Raw genomic sequence first — 19,760 nt, 5'->3', positions numbered from 1 at the left:
TATCCGCCCTCAGAACCCGGTAGGCGCAGGATCAACGATAGTGAAAGCGCCATTACCGATCTGGCGCACTTCGAAGGCCCGCTCTCCCACGCCGTTGGTGCGGAAGCGGAAGGCACCGTCGAGGCCAAGGAAGCCGCCGTCAGCAGTCAGCAGGCCATCGGGCAAGTCACGCCCCGGAACCCAATCGCGCGTGATCCGCAGGGTCAGCAGCACGGCGTCATAGCCCAGCGAGGCAACGCGGAATGGCTCTGATCCGAAGCGCGCATCATAGCTGTCGGCGAACTGGCGGTAGCGGTCATCCGAGACAGTGGCGAACCATGCGCCGCGCAACTCGGGCACCTGGGTGAGCGAATCCTCGCGGCTCCACAATTCGGTGCCGAGAATGGAGGGCAGCGCATCGCCGGCATTCTTCAGGCGTGGCGCAGCGGTCGCGGCCAATTGCGCGTTGTCGGCAATCAGCACGGTATCATATCCGCCCGCCGCCCGCAGCCGGTCTGCCGCGCTGATGATCGAGGTGTTGGTGCGGTCATACCGCTCGACTGTCACCAGCCGCGCACCACGCGCTGCCAGCGCCTGATCGAGGGCGTTGAGCGAGCGGTCACCGTAATCGCCGCGTGGTGCAAGCGCCGCAAAGTTGCGCGCGCCCTGGTCGATCGCGAAATTGACCGCACGGGCAACCGCCTGCTCGGGGATTTGGCCCATCACGAACACGTCATTCCGCGCGACCGTGGTGTCGTTGGAAAAGGTAATCATCGGCACATCGGCGGGGCGCGCCTGCGCCAGCACATCGCCGACATCGGCACGCTGGAGCGGGCCGAGGATCAGCTGGTTGCCATCCGCAATCGCCCGGCGGGCAGCTTCGGAAGCACCACCTGCCGTATCATAGGTGGTGATGCGCAGATTATCCGCACCGGTATCGAGCAGCGCCATAGTGGTGGCGTTCGCAATCGACTGCCCGACATTGGCATTCGCGCCCGACAACGGCACCAGCAAAGCAACGCGGTGGCGATCTGTGTCGGTCGGCAAGACATCGGCGGCAGGCGTCGTATCGATGACCGGCGCATCCGCCACCGGACCTGTCCCTGCCAACCCGCCGGTCGTATCCGGCACCACGGCGCAAGCACCGAGCATTAGAGTTGCCATTCCCACAAGCGCCGCGCGCTTCAAATACCCGATCATGCTTGCCGTCCTCGCATAAATTCGTTCATGGGGGTGCGCGTGACCCAAGACGGCGCTCCCCTTGCTCCCGGCCTCTATATCGTTGCCACGCCGATTGGCAATCTCGGCGACATCACCATACGTGCGGTGGAGACGCTGGCGCGCTGCGATACTATCGCCTGCGAGGATACGCGGGTGACGGGCAAGTTGCTGAAGCATCTGGGGATTTCCAAACCCCTGTGGCGCTATGATGACCACTCCGCTCCCAATGACCGCGCGCGGCTGGTCGAATCGATGCGGGTCAAGGCGGTGGCTCTGGTGAGCGATGCGGGAATGCCGCTTGTTTCCGATCCGGGCTATCGCCTGGTCATCGACGCGAAAGAAGCGGGCATTCCCGTGACGGCGCTTCCCGGAGCCAACGCTCCGCTTACGGCCTTGGCGTTGTCAGGCCTGCCCAATGACCGTTTCCTGTTCGCCGGTTTCCTCCCCAACAAGGACAAGGCGCGGCGCGATATGTTGGAAGAATTGGCCCCGATCCGCTCGACCCTGATCTTTTTCGAAACCGCGCCGCGCCTCACCAAAAGCCTTGCGGCGATTGAATCGATTATGCCCTCGCGGCGGGTGGCTGTAGCGCGCGAATTGACCAAATTTTACGAGGAATGCCGCACCGGGACGGCAACCGATCTGCTGGCACATTACACCGCGCATCCGCCCAAGGGTGAAATCGTGCTGCTGGTCGGCCCACCGGTCGAAGCCGAGGCCGATCCCGCCGATGCCGATGCGATGTTGCTCGACCTTCTCAAGACCGAGAAGGCCTCCAAGGCCGCAGCGCAAGTTGGCAAGGCTACCGGGCTCGACCGCAAGCTGCTCTATGCCAGAGCGATGGAGCTCAAAGGCGAATGAAGCGCCAAGTAGCGGAGGCGAGGGGGCGCAAGGCCGAGGACGAGGCCGCCGCATGGCTGGAGGCACAGGGCTGGGAAATCCTCGCCAAACGCCGCAAAACCAAGGTTGGCGAAATTGACCTGGTGGCTCGGCAGGACGGCCTGATCGCCTTTGTCGAAGTCAAATGGCGGCGCAAAGCGGCCGATCTCGACCTTGCGATCGACGAGTACCGCCTCGCCCGGGTTGCCGCAGCCGCAGAAGCCGTAGCGCATGAATATGCCGGAAACGGCGAGGATTTGCGCGTCGACGTCATACTCCTTGCACCCGGCGAGCAGCCTCGCCACATCACCAATGCTTGGATGCCGTGAGTTTCTGTCCCGTCATTGCGAGGAGCCGCAGGCGAAGCGGCAATCCAGCAAGGGCAGGACTGGATTGCTTCGCTCCGCTCGCAATGACGAGGAATATTTATGACACTTCGCGTAGCCGTCCAGATGGACCCGCTGGAAAGCATTAAAATCGCGGGCGATTCCAGCTTCGCGCTGATGCTCGCAGCGCAGGCGAGGGGGCATACAATCTGGCACTATGACGTCACGACGCTGAGCTGGCAGGACGGCAGCGTGTGCGCCTGGGCGCGGCCTGTTACCAATGTCCAGCGCGTCGAAGGCAACCACTTCACCGCAGGCGATTTGCAGAAAATCGATCTGGCAGACGATATTGACGTTATCCTGATGCGGCAGGACCCGCCGTTCCACCTCGGCTATATCAGCGCCGCGTTGCTGCTCGACCGGCTCAAGGGCAAGACGCTGGTCAGCAACGATCCGCGCGAAGTCATCAATGCGCCCGAAAAGATGTATGTGCTCGATTACGCGCATTTCATGCCGCCGACGCTCATCACCCGCGTGCTCGACGATGTGCGCGATTTCCAGAGGCAGCACGGTGCGGTGGTGGTGAAGCCGCTTCACGGCAATGGCGGCAAAGCGATTTTCAAAGTGGATGCGGAGGGCACCAATCTGTCGGCGCTGTTCGAGGTCTTCAACCAGACCTGGCCCGAACCGCATATGGTGCAGCCTTTCCTCCCCAGCGTGGCCGAGGGCGACAAACGTATCGTGCTGGTCGATGGCGAGATTGCGGGCGCGATTAACCGGCGACCGGGAGCGGGCGAGTTCCGCTCCAACCTTGCGCAAGGTGGCAGCGCGGAGGCGACCGAGCTGACCGCGCGCGAGCAAGAGATTTGCGCCGCGATGGGGCCAGACCTGAAGCGGCGCGGGCTCACATTTGTCGGCATCGACGTGATCGGCGGCGAATGGCTGACCGAAATTAACGTGACATCGCCTACCGGAATTGTCGGCATTGACCGTTTCAACGGCACCGACACGCCGGGGATGATCTGGGATGCTCTGGAACGTCGGCACGCGGCAATGGTTTCTGCAAAGGTAAAGCGATTTACCAAATGTTAACCAAACTTTAGGTTTACAGATTTTGCAAGTTAGCCAACGCCTTATTTGTGATTGCGTGCGCCGTGGATGAGCTGATTATCGAGGCTATCGCGCGCGGCGGATATTTCGGCATCTTCCTCTTGATGGTGCTGGAGAACGTCGTTCCGCCGGTTCCCAGCGAAGTCATCATGGGGATTGGCGGCGTGCTGGTGGAGCGAGGCGAGATGGCATTCTGGCCGCTGTTGCTTATCGGCACGAGCGGCACGGTAATCGGCAATTACTTCTGGTATTGGCTGGGCGATGTCTACGGATACGAACGGCTGGAACCGCTGGTCGACCGTTGGGGCCGCTGGCTAACCGTTGACTGGAGTGACATCGCGCGCGCGCAAGTCTTCTTCGCCAAGCACGGCCACTGGGTTATCTTTTTCCTTCGCTTCAGCCCGTTCTTGCGCACGATCATCTCGCTGCCCGCAGGCCTGGTGCACATGCCCAAATGGAAGTTTCTGGCGTTCACCTTTGCCGGATCGCTGATCTGGAACGCTGCGCTTATCATCGGCGGGGTATGGCTGAGCACCTATCTCAAGGAATCGCAGGACGTACTCGGCTGGATTATCATCGGCTTCTGCGTGGCGGCGGTGGCGGGCTATCTCTACCGCGTGTTTACATGGGTGCCGCGCGCCGAGCGGGACAAGGATTAGTCCTTCTCGCGTGGATGCGCCGAGCGATAGGCTTCGAGCATTTTCGCCTCATCGACCTGCGTGTAAATCTGCGTCGAACCAAGGCTCGCATGGCCGAGAAGTTCCTGCAGACTGCGCAAATCGGCACCCGATCCGAGCAGATGCGTAGCGAAGCTGTGCCGCAGGGCGTGCGGTGTCGCGGTTTCGGGCAGACCGAGCACCTTGCGCGCCCGCGCCATTGCCTTCTGCACCATCCCCTGACTAAGCGCGCCGCCTTTGACACCGCGAAACAGCGCCGTGTCGCCGGTAAGCATGTGAGGGCACGCCTCGGCATAGCGCGCCACCGCCTCGCGCACGATGGGGAGCAGTGGCACGACGCGCTGCTTGCGTCCCTTGCCGGTGACGACCAGCGTTTCACCCAACGGCAGGTCGCTGGCTTTTAGCGAGAGCGCCTCGGCAATCCGCATCCCCGCGCCGTACATCAGCAGCAGGACAGCCGCATCGCGTAGGCCGATCCATGCGGCATCGCCGCTCTCGGCAATGGTTTCGACCAGATTGCTTGCTTCATCGGGCGTGACGGGGCGGGGGATACCCTTCTTTATGCGCGGCCCGCGAAGGCGAGGTGCAGTTCCGGGATCAGCCCCTACCTGATCGCGGCCATAGGCGACGAAGGCTTTGAGCGCGGACAATTCGCGTGCGGCGGAGACATTGCTGAGACCCTCGGCCCGCCGATGCGCCATTTGTCCGCGCAGATCGCGGGTTGTGAGTGCAGCAATCTCCGGCCAGTCCGTGAGCGCAAGCCGTTCGGCCAAACGCTGCGCAGTGGCGACATAGGCCCGCACCGTATGCGGCGAGCGGCGGCGCGCGGTTTCCAGATGCTCGCGCCATTGGGAGAGGATGCTGTTGCCGCTGCTCATGCCCGCACCAACTCGTCAGCCACCAGCCTTGCGAGCAATGCATCCAGCAATGGCATCCCTGCGTCGGTCACAAGCAACCGCGAGCCTTCACGCCGGACGAGAGCAATCGCGGAATGTCGCTCGACTTCTGACGGATCGACCAGCGTAGCCTCAGTCAACGCGAAGCGCGCGGCCAAGTCGGCCAGATCAACGCCCTCCGTCAGCCGCAGTCCCATGAGCAGCGCCTCGGAAGCCTGCTCCGCAACGCCGAGCTTGCGTTCCTCCTGCAAGCCCGAGCCGTTGCGCTCCACCGCCGTCAGCCAATTCTCCGGCTTCTTGTGTCGCACCGTCGCAAAACCGCCGCGCCGCCCATGCGCCCCCGGGCCGATGCCGGCGTAGTCCTGATAGCGCCAATAGGCGAGATTGTGCCGGCTTTCCTCGCCGGGGCGGGCATGGTTGCTGATTTCGTAAGCGGGAAGGCCTGCCGCTGCGGTCATTTCGCGGGTGAGGGCGAACAGATCTGCCGCCGAGTCATCATCGAGCGGGGTAAAATCCTCGCGGCGCACCATCGTCTCGAACCGCGTGCCGGGTTCGATCGTGAGCTGGTAAAGCGAGAGGTGTCCGGTGCCGAAATCCAGCGCGCGCGCCAGCTGCTTGCGCCACTGCTCGAGGCTCTGGTCGGGCAGGGCATAGATCAGGTCGAAACTCACCCGCTCAAACGCCTTTTGCGCGGTTTCGAGGGCTTTCAGCCCCTCTTCAACCCCGTGCAACCGGCCCAGAAAGCGCAAGGCGTCATCGTCCAAGGATTGCAAGCCCAGCGACACGCGGTTGACCCCCGCTACCGCCAAGTCGGCGAATTTGGACGCTTCGACCGAGGAGGGGTTGGCTTCAAGCGTGATCTCGATCCCCGGCGCGAAGCCCCAAAGCCTTTCCGCCTCCGCCAGCAGCGCGGCAACCAGGGCAGGGGGCATGAGCGAAGGCGTGCCGCCGCCAAAGAAGATCGAGTCCAACGCCTCGCCACCCGCTAGCGTCGCCTCATATCGCAAGTCAGCGAGAAGGCTCTCCTGCCAAAGCACCGCATCCACGCTCTCGCGCACGTGCGAATTGAAATCGCAATAGGGGCATTTGGCGAGGCAAAAGGGCCAGTGGATATAGAGCGCGCGCGCCATAATGCGCTGTTAAACCCCGAACTGCTCGGCTTTCAATTTCGCAAAAGCATCGGCGCGGTGGCTCATCGCGTGCTTTTCTTCCGGCTGTAGCTCGGCGAAGGTGTGCTCGCGGCCAGTCGGGACAAACACCGGATCATAGCCAAACCCCATCTCGCCGCGCGGAGGCCATGTCAGCGAACCATCGACGCGGCCTTCATAGACGGCGTGCTCACCATCGGGCCAAGCGACCGCCAGAACGCAGGAGAACCACGCATTGCGCGGCGTATCTGCGCCCTTTGCTTGCAACATTCCCTCAACCTTGCCCATCGCCATATACCAGTCGCGGCCCGGTTCGCCTTCGAACCACTGCCGCTCGGCCCAGTCGGCGGTGTAGACCCCCGGTCGCTCACCCAATGCCGCCACCGATAGCCCGCTATCATCGGCGAGAGCTGGGAGGCCCGACGCCTCCGCCGCTGCGCGCGCTTTGATCAGCGCATTGGCGACAAAGGTGGTGCCGGTTTCGGCGGGCTCGGGCAGACCCAGCGATCCGGCAGAGATACACTCCAAACCAAACGGCGCGAGGAGAGCGGAAATCTCCTTCAACTTGCCCGCATTATGCGTGGCGATAACGAGCTTTCCGCTGCCGAGCCTGCGCGTCATTGCGTTGCCGCAGCTTGCGCACGGAAAATCTCACCGCAACCCATTTGCGCGAGACGAAGAAGGCGCAGCAATGCTTCCTCGTCATAGGTCGCGCCTTCTGCGGTCGCTTGCACTTCGGCGATCTGGCCGCCTTCGATCAGCACAAAATTGGCATCGGCATCGGCGGCAGAATCTTCGGGGTAGTCGAGATCCAGCACAGGTGTGCCGTCGACTATTCCGCAAGACACCGCTGCGACCTTGGCGGTAATGGGATCAGCCTTCAATTCGCCGCTCGCCAGCAGGGTGTTCACGGCAAGTCGCAGCGCAACCCATGCGCCGGAAATCGACGCGGTGCGCGTTCCGCCATCGGCCTGCAACACGTCGCAATCGAGCGTGATCTGCCGTTCACCCAGCTTTTCCAGATCGACCACTGCGCGCAAGGAGCGCCCGATCAGGCGCTGGATTTCCTGCGTCCGCCCGCTCTGCTTGCCGCGCGCTGCCTCGCGCGCGCCGCGGGTGTGCGTGGCGCGGGGAAGCATCGAATACTCGCCCGTGACCCAGCCCGAACCCTTGCCGCGCATCCATGGCGGGACGCCGCGCTCGATACTCGCGGTGCACAGCACCCGCGTATCGCCAAAGCTGATAAGGCACGATCCTTCGGCATGCTTGGTAAAGCCGGTTTCGATCGTGATGGCGCGCATTTCGTCGGGCGCACGGCCGGAAGGTCGCATGGGAATCTCCAAAAGTTTGCGTAGGCGGCACTAGCGACTAGATAAGGCGCTGTCATGCCATCACCGCCCATCCATGAACTGACAGACCGCGCGCGCGATATTTTCCGTTTGGTGGTCGAGGACTATTTGGCGAGCGGGCAGCCGGTTGGCTCCAAGGCCATCGCCCAAAGCGGCGGACTGAACCTCTCTCCTGCATCCATCCGCAGTGTGCTGAGCGATCTGGAGCAGGTTGGCCTGCTCGCCGCGCCGCATACCAGTGCGGGACGGATGCCCACTGAAAGCGGCCTGCGCCTGTTTGTCGATGGAATTATGCAGGTGGCGGAACCCACTGCGGAGGAGCGCGCTGCGATCGAAAAGCAGCTGGCCGAGCCGGGGCCAATCGAAGCGGCGCTAGAAAAAACCAGCGCGATCCTGTCGGACATTTCGGGTGCAGCGGGCATGGTGATGGTTCCACGACGCGAACCCAAGCTGGCACAAATGCGCTTCGTTGCGCTCGACGGGACGCGGGCACTCGCAGTGCTGGTGGGAGAAGACGGCAATGTCGAAAACCGCGTGGTCGATTGGGGCGCGGCGGTATCGCCTGCCGCGCTTGAGCAGGCGGGAAACTATATCACCGCGCAACTGGCGGGACGCACGCTTGCGGAGGCCGCACAGGCGGTGCAGGCAGAAATAGCCTCCGGAAAATCGGCGCTCGATGCCGCCTCGGCAGAGCTGGTCGAAGCCGGGATCGCGGTCTGGAGCGAGGACGGGGCGAACCGACCGGTGCTGATTGTCCGGGGGCAGGCCAATTTGCTCGATGACGCGGCGCTTTCGGATATTGAGCGGGTGCGTTCCTTGCTGGATGATCTGGAAAACAAACAGTCTGTCGCCAGCCTGCTCGAACGCGCGCGCAAGGCTGATGCGACGCGTATTTTCATCGGTGCGGAAAATCGCCTCTTTTCTTTGAGCGGTTCTTCGGTCATCGCGGCGCCCTATCGGGATCGCACGGGCAAGGTTGTCGGCGTGCTCGGCGTGATTGGCCCCACGCGGTTGAATTACGCGCGGATTATTCCCATGGTTGATTTTACGGCCCAATCGCTGGGTAAACGGATAGGTTAGCAGGACACAATGATCGATAAAGAACACGACCGCGATGAAGCGGTTGAAAAGGAATTGGCTGGGGTTCCCGAAGAATTCCTTGCGGATGATGATGAAGGTGGGGACGCTGGCGAAGCGATTGCGGCGCTGAAAGCTGATCTGGAGACCGCGCAGCAAGAAGTGCTCTACGCCAAGGCGGAAACGCAGAATGTACGCCGCCGGATGGAAAAGGACGTGGCGGACGCGCGCGCCTATGCCGCCACCGGCTTTGCCCGCGATATTCTGGGCATCGCCGACAATCTCGCCCGCGCGATCGAGGCGGTTCCTGCCGAATTGCGCGAGGATGCGAAGTTCAAGGGTCTGGTGATAGGGATTGAGGCGACGCAGCGCGAGCTGGAAAAAGCCTTTGCCCAGCACGGCATCACCCGCATCGCCGCCATGGGCCTGCCGCTCGACCCGAACCAGCATCAGGCTATGATGGAAATCCCCAGCGATGATGCCGAACCCGGCACTATCGTGCAGGAAATGCAGGCAGGCTACATGATCCGCGACCGCCTGCTGCGGCCCGCAATGGTGGCGGTGGCGAAGAAGCCGGACTGATCGAAATGCGGGTTATCTGCCGGGGCCGAGCTCGCTGAAAAGCAACTCGGCATAGGGTTCCTCGTCCGCGACATAGCTTCCGAGCCAGACCAGATATTCACCGGAACGCGGCTGGTTGAACACGAGCGCCGGATTCAGGTTCCCGCCGCTATCATCATCGCAATACCACAGCTGGTCTGGCGTGCGCACGACAAGAGTGGTGTCTTGTGAGGATTCAGCCATGAAATAGAGCGGAAACTTTCCTGCACTGAAATACAGACGCATGGTCGGTTCTACGCTAAGGTAACCGGCGCAGGCGCTTCCGAGCAGCCGCGCCTGGCTTGGCCCACCAGCACGAACACGATATCTGCTGGGATCGGGGGTGAAACCTGAATACAACGACGTCCCGCCAAACAGAGGCCGAGCATTAGGATCGGTGTAGATTTCAGGCAAATTTTGGGGCGCGTAAGAATTGGATGTGAAACTAAGCACGGCATCGTGATATGTCTGTTCGCCATAGGAGCCGACCCAAATATCATACTGACCGCTTGCTGGAACATCGAGACTGACGAGCGGATTTAGCAAAAACCCACTGTCATCGTCGCACACCCACGAACCGTCAGGCATGTTTATAATAAGCGTCGTATCTGCATCCGATTGGACACCGATTATTAGGGGGGCACTGCCTGCCTGGTAATTGGCCCTGAGATCCGGCGCATCGGAGATAAATCCTACGCAGGGGCTTCCGAGCGTCGAGGCGTCCACACTTCCACCGGACTGTACGTTGATAGTATAAGGATCCGGATAAATGTATGAATTAAGCGGAATGGTCCCATAATTCGGGTCGAGCGTGTAGTCTTGTGCCTGAACGCCGACCGGAAGCAATCCGCAGGCACCCAAAAAGAACGCCAAAAAAGATAAGACCCGCATCACTTCGCCCCCCAGATTCGCGCGACCAACCGCTGGGCTAATGCGCAGCCCCAAGAATGTCAAAAGGCGGAGCCTTGCGGCCCCGCCTTTCTCTTGCGCTCCCCGGAGCGCATAGCCCCCCAAAGCAAACGGGATGTTTACTGGCTGTACAGCTCCGAAATATGCAGCTGCGCACGTGCTGTGTCGGTGCTGCCATAGGTGCCGACCCAGATTTCGTAACGGCCCGACATCGGGGCGCCGAAACGCAACGACGGGTTGAAGCCGTTGCCGCCGTCATCGTCGCAATACCAGCGGCCATCAGGTGCATTGACGACAATGGTGGTGTCCGGCGTCGCATTGACCGAAAGGATCAGCGGGAGCGAACCGGCGCTGTAGTTCAGCCGCACGTCGGGGGAGGTAGCGATGAAACCGCGGCAACCAGCGCCGAGATTGCTCGCGTCATTGGTTCCACCCGAACGGAGGTCGACCACGAAAGGATCGGGGGTAAATCCGGCCGACAGGGTGACGGTACCGTAAATCGGATCGGCATTAACGTCCTGCGCAATTGCGGGCGCAGAAACGCAGACGGCAACCATTGCCGCAACAGAAAAAGCAAATTTCACAATAGGTTCTCCAGAAAATAGAACTTTACTGACTGTAAAGTTCCGAAATGTGCAGCTGCGCGCTGGCATTGCCGGTGCTGCCATAGGTGCCGACCCAGATTTCATAGCGGCCCGACATCGGGCTGCCGAAGCGCAGCGACGGATTGAGGCCGTTGCCGCCGTCATCGTCGCAATACCAACGCCCGTCGGGAGCGTTGACGACAATCGTCGTATCTGCCGACGAGTTGACCGACAGGATCAGCGGCAGCGAACCGGCGCTGTAGTTCAGCCGCACGTCGGGCGAGGTCGCGATAAATCCGCGGCAACCATTGCCCAGATTGCTCGCATCATTGGTGCCACCCGACGCAAGGTTCACCACATAGGGATCGGGCGTAAATCCGACCGTCAGGTTGACCGTCGCGAAGATGGGATCGGCATTGACGTCCTGCGCCATTGCAGGCGCAGAGATGCAGGCGGCAACCATTGCCGCAACAGAAAAAGCAAGTTTCACAGTTGGTTCTCCGAAAAGTGGGCTTTACTGGCTGTAAAGCTCCGAAATGTGCAGGTCTGCAGCGGCGTTATCGGTGCTGCCATAGGTGCCAACCCAGATCTCGTAACGGCCCGACATCGGGCTGCCGAAGCGCAGCGACGGGTTGAGGCCGTTGCCGCCGTCATCATCGCAATACCAATTGCCGTCCGGTCCGTTGACCACCAGCGTGGTGTCCGCGTTGGAATTGACCGACAGGATCAGCGGAAGCGAACCGGCAGAGTAATTGAGGCGGACATCGGGCGAGGTCGCGATGTAACCACGGCAGCCGCTAGCGACTTGGGACGCATCGTTGGTGCCGCCCGAAGCAAGCGAGACAATGTAGGGATCGGGTGTGTAGCCCGCACGCAAGGTAACCGTCTCGAAAATCGGCGTTCCGTTTACGTCGGGCCCGCCGCTCGGCACATAATCTTGCAGATAGGTGTCGAGGCCGATCATGTCGCCTGACGGGCCATACAGCTCGGAAATGTTGACCGTGGCAGGATAATTGTCCGTGCTGCCATAGGTGCCGACCCAGATTTCATAGCGGCCTGACATCGCGGGCGAGAACTGCACCATCGGATTGAGATTGCCGCCCGAATCATCGTCGCAATACCAGTTGCCGTCCGGCCCGTTGATGACGATGGTGGTGTCCGCATCCGACGTTGCCGACAGGATCAGCGGGAGCGAACCGGCTTCAAAATACAGCCGCACATCGGGATTGGTGGCGATGTAGCCGCGGCACCCGTCGATATAGCTGATATCGGTCAGGCCACCCGATGTGACCGGCACAATATAGGGATCGTTGGCAAACCCGCCCGTCAGCGAAACGGTTTCATAGGTCGCATTGCCGCTAATGTCTTGTGCAGCAACTGGCCCGGCGATGGCTGCGGCGAGCACAGCGGAAACGGTAAATACAGTCCTCATTTTATATTACCCCCTTATGGTCTTCGTCTCTTGTTGGCTGCGACCTGTCCCTTGTGTGGAAGCGACCACGTTAACCGATTGTGTATTGCCCGTTCAATCTCCCGTTAAGCTGGCAACCGCGTCAAACCACCAGATACAAGACCAGGTAGCGCACGCTCAACGCAACCAGCAGGACAGCCTGCACGTGACGGTTCCGCCATAGCATTGCTGTGCCCATCAGGAATATGAAAAACACTGTCAGACCGATGGAAAGCGGTGTTATGATCTGTTCGCGGACATTTTCCAGCGACAGCAGATAGGCCCATTGCACCAGCACCAGTGCAATCAAGATGCCGAAAATCGTGCGGGCCACGCGGAAGTAATGCGTGTCGAGATCGCGGAAGCGGTTGGGATCGGTCGGGAAAACCAGCCGTGCGGCCAGATAATAGGCGCTGGAAAAAGCCACGACTCCTAGCAGCATCGGGGCCGAAACGGTTATCAGGGGGCGGATGGTCCAGGCAAAAAGCCAGAACGACATGAGGTCGATCATCACAAATACCGCCATTAGCGGCGTCAGCCAGCCGATCTTGAACGTATCATCGCGCTGTTCGGCATCGCGCGCGAAAGACAGTTCCAGCGCGCGCCCGAACCCGCCCAACAGCTCGACTAGCGAAAGGCCGAGGATGAGCGCGTAGATCACGAAAATGAATTCGAAATCGCTCATCCGGTGGCTCCGGGAAAATCGACCAGCCGCTCATACGCCGCGGCATCGGCGACCCCGCGCAGCTTGATCCCGTTGCGCAGCAAAAAGGCGTGTTCGACGATCCGCGCTTGCTGCTCGATCCCGTACTCCTCCAGCTTCCAGCCGGGTTTCAGCGCGTAGTCATAGCGCGCCCACGGCATCCGTCGGGTGACCAGATACCAGTCTCCGCGGGTCTGGGTCTGCCAGACATGCACCATTTCGTGGATGAACAGCGCCTGCCGGTGCAGCGGGGCGCTGGCGAAATCGTCGCAATAGACTTCGCCCAGCGGGTGGAAATGGATGTGGCCGCGCGGCGCCATGGTCACCCGCTTGGGCTGGAAAAACGCCCATTTACGCCGCCTTATCGTGACTTTGGCGTAGTCGATCGCGCGTCCGAAAATGCTTCGGGCGAGGGCAATCTCGCCCGGTGTCAGCGGGCGCTCGCCCCCCACGGGGCAGGCAAGCGCCCCGTTATCGCTCACGCCGCCTCGTCGCCTTCGCCGCTGGGGGTAAAGCCTTCGGGCGTTTCACCCGCCGGATAGGCCTCAACGGTAAAGCTGCACTTGTCTCCGCCGGCAAAGGTCAGCGTGACTTCGGTTTCGCCGCCGGCAACAACGCCTTCGCCGATACCCATGGCCATAATGTGCTTGCCGCCCGGCTCGAACACCACACTGTCGCCAGGCGCGAGGCCGACTTGCGGCAGTTCGTTCATCACGACTTCCATCGCCCAGGTGCTGGTGTCATGCATCATAGCGCTTTCGGCGCCCAGCACTTCGGCCGCGCGGATCATGTAGGTGCGCTCACCCGTGTTGCCGATGGTGAAATAAATCGCTCCCGGATTGGCCTCCACCGCAGGCAGCGACAGCCAGCCATCGGTTACCGCGACACCCGGCGGGCAGTCACCCGCAACCTCTGCCGGCGCTTCCGCTTCGCCACCGCAGGCAGCCAGCGCAAGCGTAGCGGCCAGCACCGCGATTCCGTTCAAACCAAGCTTCGTCATCATTGTGTTTCCCCGTAAGACAATGCCGATTTTCTAGGGGCAAGTGTCCCTTGTGCCAAGCAAAAGCGCGCCTATATCCGCCCTCGTTACACAGCTTTTATGAGCTGCCGAGTGGCTTTGCCGGACTGGCGGGAGGCCGAAAGCGCAGCGTCCAATATGAAAGAGATGGGGAATTATGAGCAAGATTATCGGTATCGACCTTGGCACCACCAACAGCTGCGTGTCCGTGATGGAAGGCGGCAAGCCCAAGGTTATCGAAAATTCCGAAGGCGCACGCACCACGCCTTCGATCGTCGCCTTCACCAAGGATGGCGAACGTCTGATCGGCCAGCCGGCAAAGCGGCAGGCGGTCACCAATCCGGACAACACGCTGTTCGCGATCAAGCGCCTGATCGGCCGCCGGTTCGATGATCCTACCACCAAGAAAGACATGGATATTGTCCCTTACAACATCGTGAAGGGCAAGAATGGCGATGCTTGGGTCAATGCGGGCGGTGAAGATTATTCCCCCAGCCAGATTTCCGCCTTCATCCTGCAAAAGATGAAGGAAACCGCCGAAAGCTATCTCGGTGAAACGGTGACCAAGGCCGTCATCACCGTGCCTGCCTACTTCAACGATGCGCAGCGTCAGGCAACCAAGGACGCAGGCCAGATCGCCGGACTTGAAGTCGAGCGTATCATCAACGAACCGACTGCGGCCGCGCTTGCCTATGGCATGGACAAGAACGACGGCAAGACCATCGCCGTGTATGACCTTGGCGGCGGCACCTTCGATATCTCGGTCCTCGAAATCGGCGACGGCGTGTTCGAAGTGAAGTCGACCAATGGCGATACCTTCCTCGGCGGCGAAGATTTCGACAATGCGATTGTCGAATATCTGGCTGACCAGTTCAAATCGAAGGAAAACATGGACCTGCGCAAGGACAAGCTTGCGCTACAGCGTCTGAAAGAAGCTGCCGAAAAGGCGAAGATCGAACTGTCGAGCAGCCAGCAGACCGAAGTGAACCTGCCGTTCATCACGGCGCGCATGGAAGATGGTTCCTCCACTCCGTTGCACCTCGTTGAGACGATCACCCGTTCCAAGCTCGAACAACTGGTGGGCGACCTTATCAAGCGCACGCTCGAGCCGTGCAAGAAAGCGCTGGAAGATGCCGGCGTCTCCAAGGATGGCATCGACGAGGTGATCCTTGTCGGCGGCATGACCCGTATGCCGAAGGTGCGCGAAGTCGTGGAAGAATTCTTCGGCTCGAAGCCGCATACCGGCGTCAATCCCGATGAAGTCGTCGCCATGGGCGCGGCCATCCAGGCCGGCGTGTTGCAGGGCGATGTGAAGGACGTGCTGCTACTCGATGTCACCCCGCTGTCGCTGGGTATCGAGACTCTGGGCGGCGTGTTCACCCGCATGATCGATCGGAACACGACGATCCCGACCAAGAAGACGCAGGTCTATTCGACGGCGGAGGACAACCAGAACGCCGTGACAATCCGCGTCTCGCAGGGCGAGCGTGAAATGGCGGCGGACAACAAGCTGCTCGGCCAGTTCGACCTTGTCGGCATTCCGCCTGCTCCGCGCGGCGTGCCGCAGATCGAAGTGACCTTCGACATCGACGCGAACGGCATCGTGAACGTGTCCGCCAAGGACAAGGGCACGGGCAAGGAACAGCAGATCCGCATCCAGGCATCGGGCGGTCTTTCCGACGCCGATATCGAACAGATGGTGCAGGATGCCGAAAAGTTCGCCGATGAAGACAAGAAGCGCCGCGAGTCAGCCGAAGTCCGCAACAATCTCGATTCCATGGTCCACGCAACCGAGAAGCAGCTGTCCGAAAACGGCGACAAGGTTGACGCATCGATCAAGGGTGAAATCGAAACCGCTCTGGCCGAAGCCAAGACCGCGCTGGAAGGCGACGATGTCGAGGTGATGAAGGACAAGAGCCAGAAGCTCACCGAAGCGGCGATGAAAATGGGTCAGGCGATCTACGAAAAATCGCAGGCCGAAGGTGCCGATGCAGCAGCCGATGCAGCAGCGTCGGCGGACGCGGCGGCTGCGGATGAGGAGGTTGTCGAGGCCGAATTCACCGAAGTCGACGACGAGAACAAGGGCTGATCACGCTCTCGGGGGAGGCGCATAATGGACAAGGATATCGCGGACGCACTTGCTGCACATCCGCAGGCTCTTGCAGCCATGGATGCGCTTCCCCCCTCCCACCAGCGCGAATATCTGCGCTGGATTGAAGAAGCGAAAAAGCCGGAGACGCGCGCTCGCCGCATAGATGGCATGATAGAGCGCCTGACAAAACCTATCTCATGAGCGCAGAAATCGACTTTTACGAGCTGCTCGGTGTCAGCCGCAATGCTGATGCCGCGACGATCAAATCCGCCTATCGCAAGCTCGCCATGCAGTATCACCCGGACCGCAATCCGGGCGATGCCGAGGCAGAGGCGCGGTTCAAGGCGATCAGCGCCGCCTATGACATCCTGAAGGATGAGCAGAAGCGCGCCGCTTACGACCGCTATGGCAACGCAGCGTTCCAGAATGGCGGCGGCGGGCCCGGCGGTATGGGCGGGCAGGACTTTGGCGATCTGGGCGATATCTTCGAAACGATTTTCGGCAGCGCCTTTGGCGGCGCCGCCGGGGGAGGCCGCGCACGCCCACGGCGCGGGGCCGACTTGCGTTATGATATGCAGATTTCGCTCGAAGATGCCTTCCACGGCAAAAGCAGCGAAATCGAGGTCGAAGTCTCCACCGCGTGCAAGACCTGCGCGGGCTCCGGTGCAGAACCGGGCACGTCAAGCCGCCGCTGCGAGCTGTGCCACGGCGCGGGCAAAGTGCGCGCCAAGCAGGGTTTTTTCGTTATCGAGCGCCCCTGTCCCAATTGCAGCGGTTCGGGCGAAGTGCTCGAGGCACCGTGCCGTTCCTGCCGCGGGGAAGGGCGCAGCGACACGATGCAGAAGCTGCAGGTCGATATTCCCGCAGGCGTTGATACCGGAACCCGCATCCGCCTCTCCGGCAGAGGCGAGGCAGGGCCGCGCGGTGCACCGGCAGGCGATCTCTACATCTTTGTCCATGTGAAGCCGCACGCCGTTTTCGAACGCGAAGGCACCGCATTGTTCACCCGCGTGCCGATCAGCTTCACGACTGCTGCGCTGGGCGACACAATCGACATTCCCGGACTTGACGGCGAAACGCACGAAATCGAGATTCCCGCCGGTATCCAGTCGGGCAAGCAATTGCGCAAACGCGGCGCGGGTATGCCCGTGCTGCAAGGGCGCGGGCGAGGCGATCTGGTGGTGGAGGTGCAGGTCGAAACACCGACAAAGCTGACGAGCCGCCAGAAGGAAATCCTCTGCGAATTCCGTGAAACCGAAACGGGTGAAGAATGCCCGCAAAGCCGCGGCTTCTTCGACAAACTGAAAGAGGCGTTCGGCGGTTAACGCCTAGCCTAGCTTGGCCACAATCTCCGCACGCAATCCGTCGATCAGGCCGCGCCTGCATGATCCGCGCGCCGCTTCCTCGTCGCAAATCGCCAGAAAAGCATCGCGCTTGAATGCCAGCTTTTCGGCATCGGCGAAACCGCCGGGTACGGTGGAACAGACAAGGTCAATCATCCGCTCCGCACCGTGGAGGCGGCCCCACAGGTAATCGTTCTCGCGGTAGAAACGGCTGAAAAAGGCGCCGAAATTGAAGAATTCGGTGCCGCGCAACGTCGCCTCGGTACCGCCTTCGCGCAAGGTAGTAGCATCGTCCGGGCTGATGCGGTCGACCTTGACCGGATCGAATTCCGTGAGACCCTCATTGCGCAACAAGGGCAGGGTTGCGACATCGTAGAATGGGAAGCCGAGATAGGTCAGCAACACCCGGCGGCGCAGATCTTTAGGCATGGCCTGCAACGCTTCGGCAAGAATTTGCTCCGCCGCCGTATCTGCCTCGCGCAAGGCCCGGCGGCGGGCGAGTTCGGCGAGATAGGCCTCCGGCTCCGTGCTTGCCCGTGCAGCAATCTCGGCAAAGCCATCACCCAGATTGTCCGCTGCCTCCTTCTCGAAATAGAGCGCCAGCGCGCGATAAACCTGCTCGCGCGCCGCTTCCAGATCTGCATCGGGCATATCGGGGTCAGCGTCCCACTCGCGCGAAAGGCGCCGCGCCAACAGGCGCAGGCGGCGCACGCGGTAGGCGAGATCGTGATCGCGCAGGAACGCAATCGCCGCCTCGTTCGCGCCGCCTTTGCCGTTGGCAATCTTGCCGAGGTCTCGCGCATCAATCGAGCGGCGCAATTGCAATTCAACCGTCTGGGCGCTGATCGCCTCGTCGGCCGGCGCGGAGCCGACTGCCAGTTCGGCAAGCCGTTCGATAATGCCCGCCAGTTTCGCCTGCGCGTAGGACTGGAAGGCAAAGCCCGCCTGTTCGACGACTGCCGCCTGGGCGCGGCCACGCCAGATGGCGAGGCGTTTGGGCGTTGGCTTGTCGAGGAACAGTGTGCGCCCGAACAGCTTCTCCACCGCGCCTTCGACTTCGGGGCGCAGCGCGGCGACCATATCGCGTAGTTTGTGTGCCTCGCGCGTCTGCTTCTCCAGCACCTCCAGATTGTCGCGGATCGGCTGTTCGCGCGGGATGGTGGAGATCGAACCGATGATCGCGCCGAAGAAACCGACCGGCTTCACAGCCTCGCCGCGCTGCATTGCCTTCTTGCGCGGAGAAGGATCGATATAGACAAAGCGCCGGTCAACCTCGCGCTGGGCGGGTCGCGCGCTCAATCCGGCCATGGCGCCTTCAAACGGCGCATTGTTGAGCACCGAACCATCGATAAGCGCCACATAATCGACTGTCCCGCGCTCGACATGGGCTGGCATTATGCGCCGCAAAAAATGCGTCCGGTTGCTCCACCCGTGAGGGTCGAGCGCGTCCACCTCGGCAAGGCCTAGCGGCGGAAAGGCTCCGGGAAAGCTCGCAGTGGCGCGCGCGGCAAAGGTCAATTCACAGCGGTGCGCCAGATCATTCCCGCCGGAAACGGGGGTGGGGGAACGGAAGCACACCGGCATCCGGTGCTCAGTTTCCTCGACCAATGGCGGACTATTCAGGCGGAGCAGCTCCTTGTGCCCGCGATAATCCGTAGTGGTGACCAGCAAATCGACCGGATGGCCGGGCGGCAAAAGCGGCGCGTCATGCGGCTGCTCCGCCATCGCTTGCAAGGCGTTATACAACAGACGGGTGAAGCCGGGGCCGGAAAAGGGCGGTTCGAACCAGCGCCCTCGCACCAGATTGGAAATCTTCCGCCGCACTTCGGCGCGTGTTTCCTTGGCGACATTCTCGCTCACCACATTGCCCGGCCGGTTGGTGAGATACCACACCAAGGGCCGCATATAGGGCTTGGAAGCGATATCCGACCAAGGCCGTGCCTCTTCGTCGATCAGCTTTTCTACATCGGCATTGTCGAGCCAGAGATCGGTGAGCGGCTCCAGGCTCTGTCCCGAATGGATCGCCTGCGCGAGGAAGACAGCATTGATCCCGCCCGCGCTCGCGCCGGTGATGATATCAGGCAGCATCCGCAGGCGCAGACCGTAGCTGCTCTCGATACGACGGAGCAGTGCCTGATACACGCCTTCGACACCGGCTTGAGCCGGGGCATCGTCACTATGGTAATCACGGCTGGCGCGGGCAAGCTTCCAGATTTCCTTGGTAACCCCGTGCATATAGACCGCGAGGCTGACCCCGCCGTAACACACCAAGGCAATGCGTAACTCTTTCTGCCGCATGGGAACCTAGGTGCCAGATTGCAGCGAGCAGGCAAAGGGTGCGCAAAACCCTATCCGCCGCTTTCATCGCGCCTTGCGTTCCATTTATGTTCCGGTTAGGT

The 19,760-nt window shown here is 61.3% G+C and carries 22 protein-coding genes; 9 read left to right on the top strand and 13 right to left on the bottom strand.

Going from position 1 to position 19,760, the window contains the following annotated elements; translation table 11 throughout:
• Positions 1 to 9: 9 nt before the first annotated feature.
• The gene (locus ACS0VV_RS06065) at positions 10 to 1,179 is read right to left on the bottom strand and encodes a penicillin-binding protein activator (RefSeq protein ID WP_483531829.1); all 1,170 of its coding nucleotides are present in this window, start codon (positions 1,177 to 1,179) and stop codon (positions 10 to 12) included.
• Positions 1,180 to 1,218: 39 nt separating this feature from the next.
• Between ACS0VV_RS06065 and rsmI the strand changes: the two genes are divergently transcribed.
• From rsmI to ACS0VV_RS06045, 4 genes are all read left to right on the top strand, one after another.
• Entirely contained in the window at positions 1,219 to 2,061 is an 843-nt protein-coding gene (gene rsmI / locus ACS0VV_RS06060; protein WP_483531828.1) for a 16S rRNA (cytidine(1402)-2'-O)-methyltransferase, read from the top strand.
• Positions 2,058 to 2,408, top strand: coding sequence for a YraN family protein (locus ACS0VV_RS06055; protein WP_483531827.1), 351 nt, complete (start codon positions 2,058 to 2,060; stop codon positions 2,406 to 2,408). The genes rsmI and ACS0VV_RS06055 overlap by 4 nt, the downstream gene beginning before the upstream one ends.
• A 99-nt stretch (positions 2,409 to 2,507) precedes the next feature.
• Positions 2,508 to 3,497, top strand: coding sequence for a glutathione synthase (gene gshB / locus ACS0VV_RS06050; protein WP_483531826.1), 990 nt, complete (start codon positions 2,508 to 2,510; stop codon positions 3,495 to 3,497).
• 62 nt (positions 3,498 to 3,559) lie between these two features.
• Positions 3,560 to 4,174, top strand: a complete 615-nt coding sequence (locus tag ACS0VV_RS06045) for a DedA family protein (protein WP_483531825.1) — start codon at positions 3,560 to 3,562, stop codon at positions 4,172 to 4,174.
• Here the strand turns inward: ACS0VV_RS06045 and ACS0VV_RS06040 are convergent.
• The 4 genes from ACS0VV_RS06040 to rph are packed head-to-tail and all read right to left on the bottom strand — an operon-like array spanning position 4,171 to position 7,567.
• The gene (locus ACS0VV_RS06040) at positions 4,171 to 5,070 is read right to left on the bottom strand and encodes a tyrosine recombinase XerC (RefSeq protein ID WP_483531824.1); all 900 of its coding nucleotides are present in this window, start codon (positions 5,068 to 5,070) and stop codon (positions 4,171 to 4,173) included. The two genes, ACS0VV_RS06045 and ACS0VV_RS06040, sit on opposite strands and share 4 nt — an antisense overlap.
• Positions 5,067 to 6,218, bottom strand: a complete 1,152-nt coding sequence (hemW, locus tag ACS0VV_RS06035; RefSeq protein WP_483531823.1) for a radical SAM family heme chaperone HemW — start codon at positions 6,216 to 6,218, stop codon at positions 5,067 to 5,069. Before hemW ends, ACS0VV_RS06040 begins: the two co-directional genes overlap by 4 nt.
• A gap of 9 nt (positions 6,219 to 6,227) precedes the next feature.
• Positions 6,228 to 6,857 carry an RdgB/HAM1 family non-canonical purine NTP pyrophosphatase gene (gene rdgB, locus ACS0VV_RS06030; RefSeq protein WP_483531822.1) on the bottom strand — a complete coding sequence of 210 codons (630 nt, stop codon included), beginning with the start codon at positions 6,855 to 6,857 and terminating at the stop codon, positions 6,228 to 6,230.
• Positions 6,854 to 7,567 (bottom strand): ribonuclease PH, encoded by a 714-nt coding sequence (gene rph, locus ACS0VV_RS06025; RefSeq protein WP_483531821.1) that lies wholly within the window; start codon positions 7,565 to 7,567, stop codon positions 6,854 to 6,856. Before rph ends, rdgB begins: the two co-directional genes overlap by 4 nt.
• 54 nt (positions 7,568 to 7,621) lie before the next feature.
• Here rph and hrcA point away from each other — a divergent pair, with 54 nt between their 5' ends.
• Complete coding sequence (hrcA, locus tag ACS0VV_RS06020) at positions 7,622 to 8,665, top strand: heat-inducible transcriptional repressor HrcA (RefSeq protein WP_483531820.1); 1,044 nt, start codon at positions 7,622 to 7,624, stop codon at positions 8,663 to 8,665.
• A 9-nt stretch (positions 8,666 to 8,674) separates the two neighbouring features.
• Positions 8,675 to 9,244: a nucleotide exchange factor GrpE gene (grpE, locus tag ACS0VV_RS06015; protein ID WP_483531819.1), complete on the top strand. Its 570-nt coding sequence runs from the start codon at positions 8,675 to 8,677 to the stop codon at positions 9,242 to 9,244.
• Positions 9,245 to 9,256: 12 nt separating this feature from the next.
• Here grpE and ACS0VV_RS06010 read toward each other — a convergent pair whose 3' ends face one another.
• The 7 genes from ACS0VV_RS06010 to ACS0VV_RS05980 all read right to left on the bottom strand — a co-directional run bounded on the left by ACS0VV_RS06010 (position 9,257) and on the right by ACS0VV_RS05980 (position 13,911).
• Positions 9,257 to 10,207: a hypothetical protein gene (locus ACS0VV_RS06010; RefSeq protein WP_483531818.1), complete on the bottom strand. Its 951-nt coding sequence runs from the start codon at positions 10,205 to 10,207 to the stop codon at positions 9,257 to 9,259.
• Positions 10,208 to 10,290: 83 nt separating this feature from the next.
• Positions 10,291 to 10,755 (bottom strand): hypothetical protein, encoded by a 465-nt coding sequence (locus tag ACS0VV_RS06005; protein ID WP_483531817.1) that lies wholly within the window; start codon positions 10,753 to 10,755, stop codon positions 10,291 to 10,293.
• A gap of 25 nt (positions 10,756 to 10,780) precedes the next feature.
• Positions 10,781 to 11,188 (bottom strand): hypothetical protein, encoded by a 408-nt coding sequence (locus ACS0VV_RS06000; RefSeq protein WP_483531816.1) that lies wholly within the window; start codon positions 11,186 to 11,188, stop codon positions 10,781 to 10,783.
• Between the two features lie 81 nt (positions 11,189 to 11,269).
• Positions 11,270 to 12,187 carry a hypothetical protein gene (locus ACS0VV_RS05995; protein WP_483531815.1) on the bottom strand — a complete coding sequence of 306 codons (918 nt, stop codon included), beginning with the start codon at positions 12,185 to 12,187 and terminating at the stop codon, positions 11,270 to 11,272.
• Positions 12,188 to 12,308: 121 nt separating this feature from the next.
• A complete protein-coding gene (locus ACS0VV_RS05990; RefSeq protein WP_483531814.1) occupies positions 12,309 to 12,890 on the bottom strand; it encodes a hypothetical protein in 582 nt (193 codons plus the stop codon).
• Positions 12,887 to 13,390: a vgr related protein gene (locus ACS0VV_RS05985; RefSeq protein ID WP_483531813.1), complete on the bottom strand. Its 504-nt coding sequence runs from the start codon at positions 13,388 to 13,390 to the stop codon at positions 12,887 to 12,889. Before ACS0VV_RS05985 ends, ACS0VV_RS05990 begins: the two co-directional genes overlap by 4 nt.
• Positions 13,387 to 13,911, bottom strand: a complete 525-nt coding sequence (locus tag ACS0VV_RS05980) for a copper chaperone PCu(A)C (RefSeq protein ID WP_483531812.1) — start codon at positions 13,909 to 13,911, stop codon at positions 13,387 to 13,389. Before ACS0VV_RS05980 ends, ACS0VV_RS05985 begins: the two co-directional genes overlap by 4 nt.
• A gap of 172 nt (positions 13,912 to 14,083) precedes the next feature.
• Here ACS0VV_RS05980 and dnaK point away from each other — a divergent pair, with 172 nt between their 5' ends.
• The 3 genes from dnaK to dnaJ are packed head-to-tail and all read left to right on the top strand — an operon-like array spanning position 14,084 to position 17,343.
• Entirely contained in the window at positions 14,084 to 16,015 is a 1,932-nt protein-coding gene (gene dnaK / locus ACS0VV_RS05975) for a molecular chaperone DnaK (RefSeq protein ID WP_483531811.1), read from the top strand.
• A gap of 24 nt (positions 16,016 to 16,039) precedes the next feature.
• Positions 16,040 to 16,219 (top strand): YdeI/OmpD-associated family protein, encoded by a 180-nt coding sequence (locus ACS0VV_RS05970; RefSeq protein ID WP_483531810.1) that lies wholly within the window; start codon positions 16,040 to 16,042, stop codon positions 16,217 to 16,219.
• Positions 16,216 to 17,343, top strand: a complete 1,128-nt coding sequence (dnaJ, locus tag ACS0VV_RS05965) for a molecular chaperone DnaJ (protein ID WP_483531809.1) — start codon at positions 16,216 to 16,218, stop codon at positions 17,341 to 17,343. The genes ACS0VV_RS05970 and dnaJ overlap by 4 nt, the downstream gene beginning before the upstream one ends.
• 3 nt (positions 17,344 to 17,346) lie before the next feature.
• Here dnaJ and ACS0VV_RS05960 read toward each other — a convergent pair whose 3' ends face one another.
• Positions 17,347 to 19,659, bottom strand: a complete 2,313-nt coding sequence (locus ACS0VV_RS05960) for a patatin-like protein (protein WP_483531808.1) — start codon at positions 19,657 to 19,659, stop codon at positions 17,347 to 17,349.
• Between the last annotated feature and the right edge of the window lie 101 nt (positions 19,660 to 19,760).

It is taken from the genome of Aurantiacibacter sp. KMU-128 (assembly GCF_056933515.1).
Note: the sequence above shows the minus strand (reverse complement) of the source record. Positions and strands in the feature narration are given on the sequence as shown.

Coding starts and splice junctions, on each gene's coding strand:
- ACS0VV_RS06000 (WP_483531816.1), bottom strand. CDS start 11,188: ATGGCGCAGGACGTCAATGCCGATCCCATCTTCGCGACGGTCAACCTG.
- ACS0VV_RS05995 (WP_483531815.1), bottom strand. CDS start 12,187: ATGAGGACTGTATTTACCGTTTCCGCTGTGCTCGCCGCAGCCATCGCC.
- rdgB (WP_483531822.1), bottom strand. CDS start 6,857: ATGACGCGCAGGCTCGGCAGCGGAAAGCTCGTTATCGCCACGCATAAT.
- ACS0VV_RS06040 (WP_483531824.1), bottom strand. CDS start 5,070: ATGAGCAGCGGCAACAGCATCCTCTCCCAATGGCGCGAGCATCTGGAA.
- ACS0VV_RS05970 (WP_483531810.1), top strand. CDS start 16,040: ATGGACAAGGATATCGCGGACGCACTTGCTGCACATCCGCAGGCTCTT.
- dnaJ (WP_483531809.1), top strand. CDS start 16,216: ATGAGCGCAGAAATCGACTTTTACGAGCTGCTCGGTGTCAGCCGCAAT.
- hemW (WP_483531823.1), bottom strand. CDS start 6,218: ATGGCGCGCGCGCTCTATATCCACTGGCCCTTTTGCCTCGCCAAATGC.
- grpE (WP_483531819.1), top strand. CDS start 8,675: ATGATCGATAAAGAACACGACCGCGATGAAGCGGTTGAAAAGGAATTG.
- ACS0VV_RS06055 (WP_483531827.1), top strand. CDS start 2,058: ATGAAGCGCCAAGTAGCGGAGGCGAGGGGGCGCAAGGCCGAGGACGAG.
- rph (WP_483531821.1), bottom strand. CDS start 7,567: ATGCGACCTTCCGGCCGTGCGCCCGACGAAATGCGCGCCATCACGATC.
- gshB (WP_483531826.1), top strand. CDS start 2,508: ATGACACTTCGCGTAGCCGTCCAGATGGACCCGCTGGAAAGCATTAAA.
- ACS0VV_RS05980 (WP_483531812.1), bottom strand. CDS start 13,911: ATGATGACGAAGCTTGGTTTGAACGGAATCGCGGTGCTGGCCGCTACG.
- hrcA (WP_483531820.1), top strand. CDS start 7,622: ATGCCATCACCGCCCATCCATGAACTGACAGACCGCGCGCGCGATATT.
- dnaK (WP_483531811.1), top strand. CDS start 14,084: ATGAGCAAGATTATCGGTATCGACCTTGGCACCACCAACAGCTGCGTG.
- ACS0VV_RS05960 (WP_483531808.1), bottom strand. CDS start 19,659: ATGCGGCAGAAAGAGTTACGCATTGCCTTGGTGTGTTACGGCGGGGTC.
- ACS0VV_RS05990 (WP_483531814.1), bottom strand. CDS start 12,890: ATGAGCGATTTCGAATTCATTTTCGTGATCTACGCGCTCATCCTCGGC.
- ACS0VV_RS06065 (WP_483531829.1), bottom strand. CDS start 1,179: ATGATCGGGTATTTGAAGCGCGCGGCGCTTGTGGGAATGGCAACTCTA.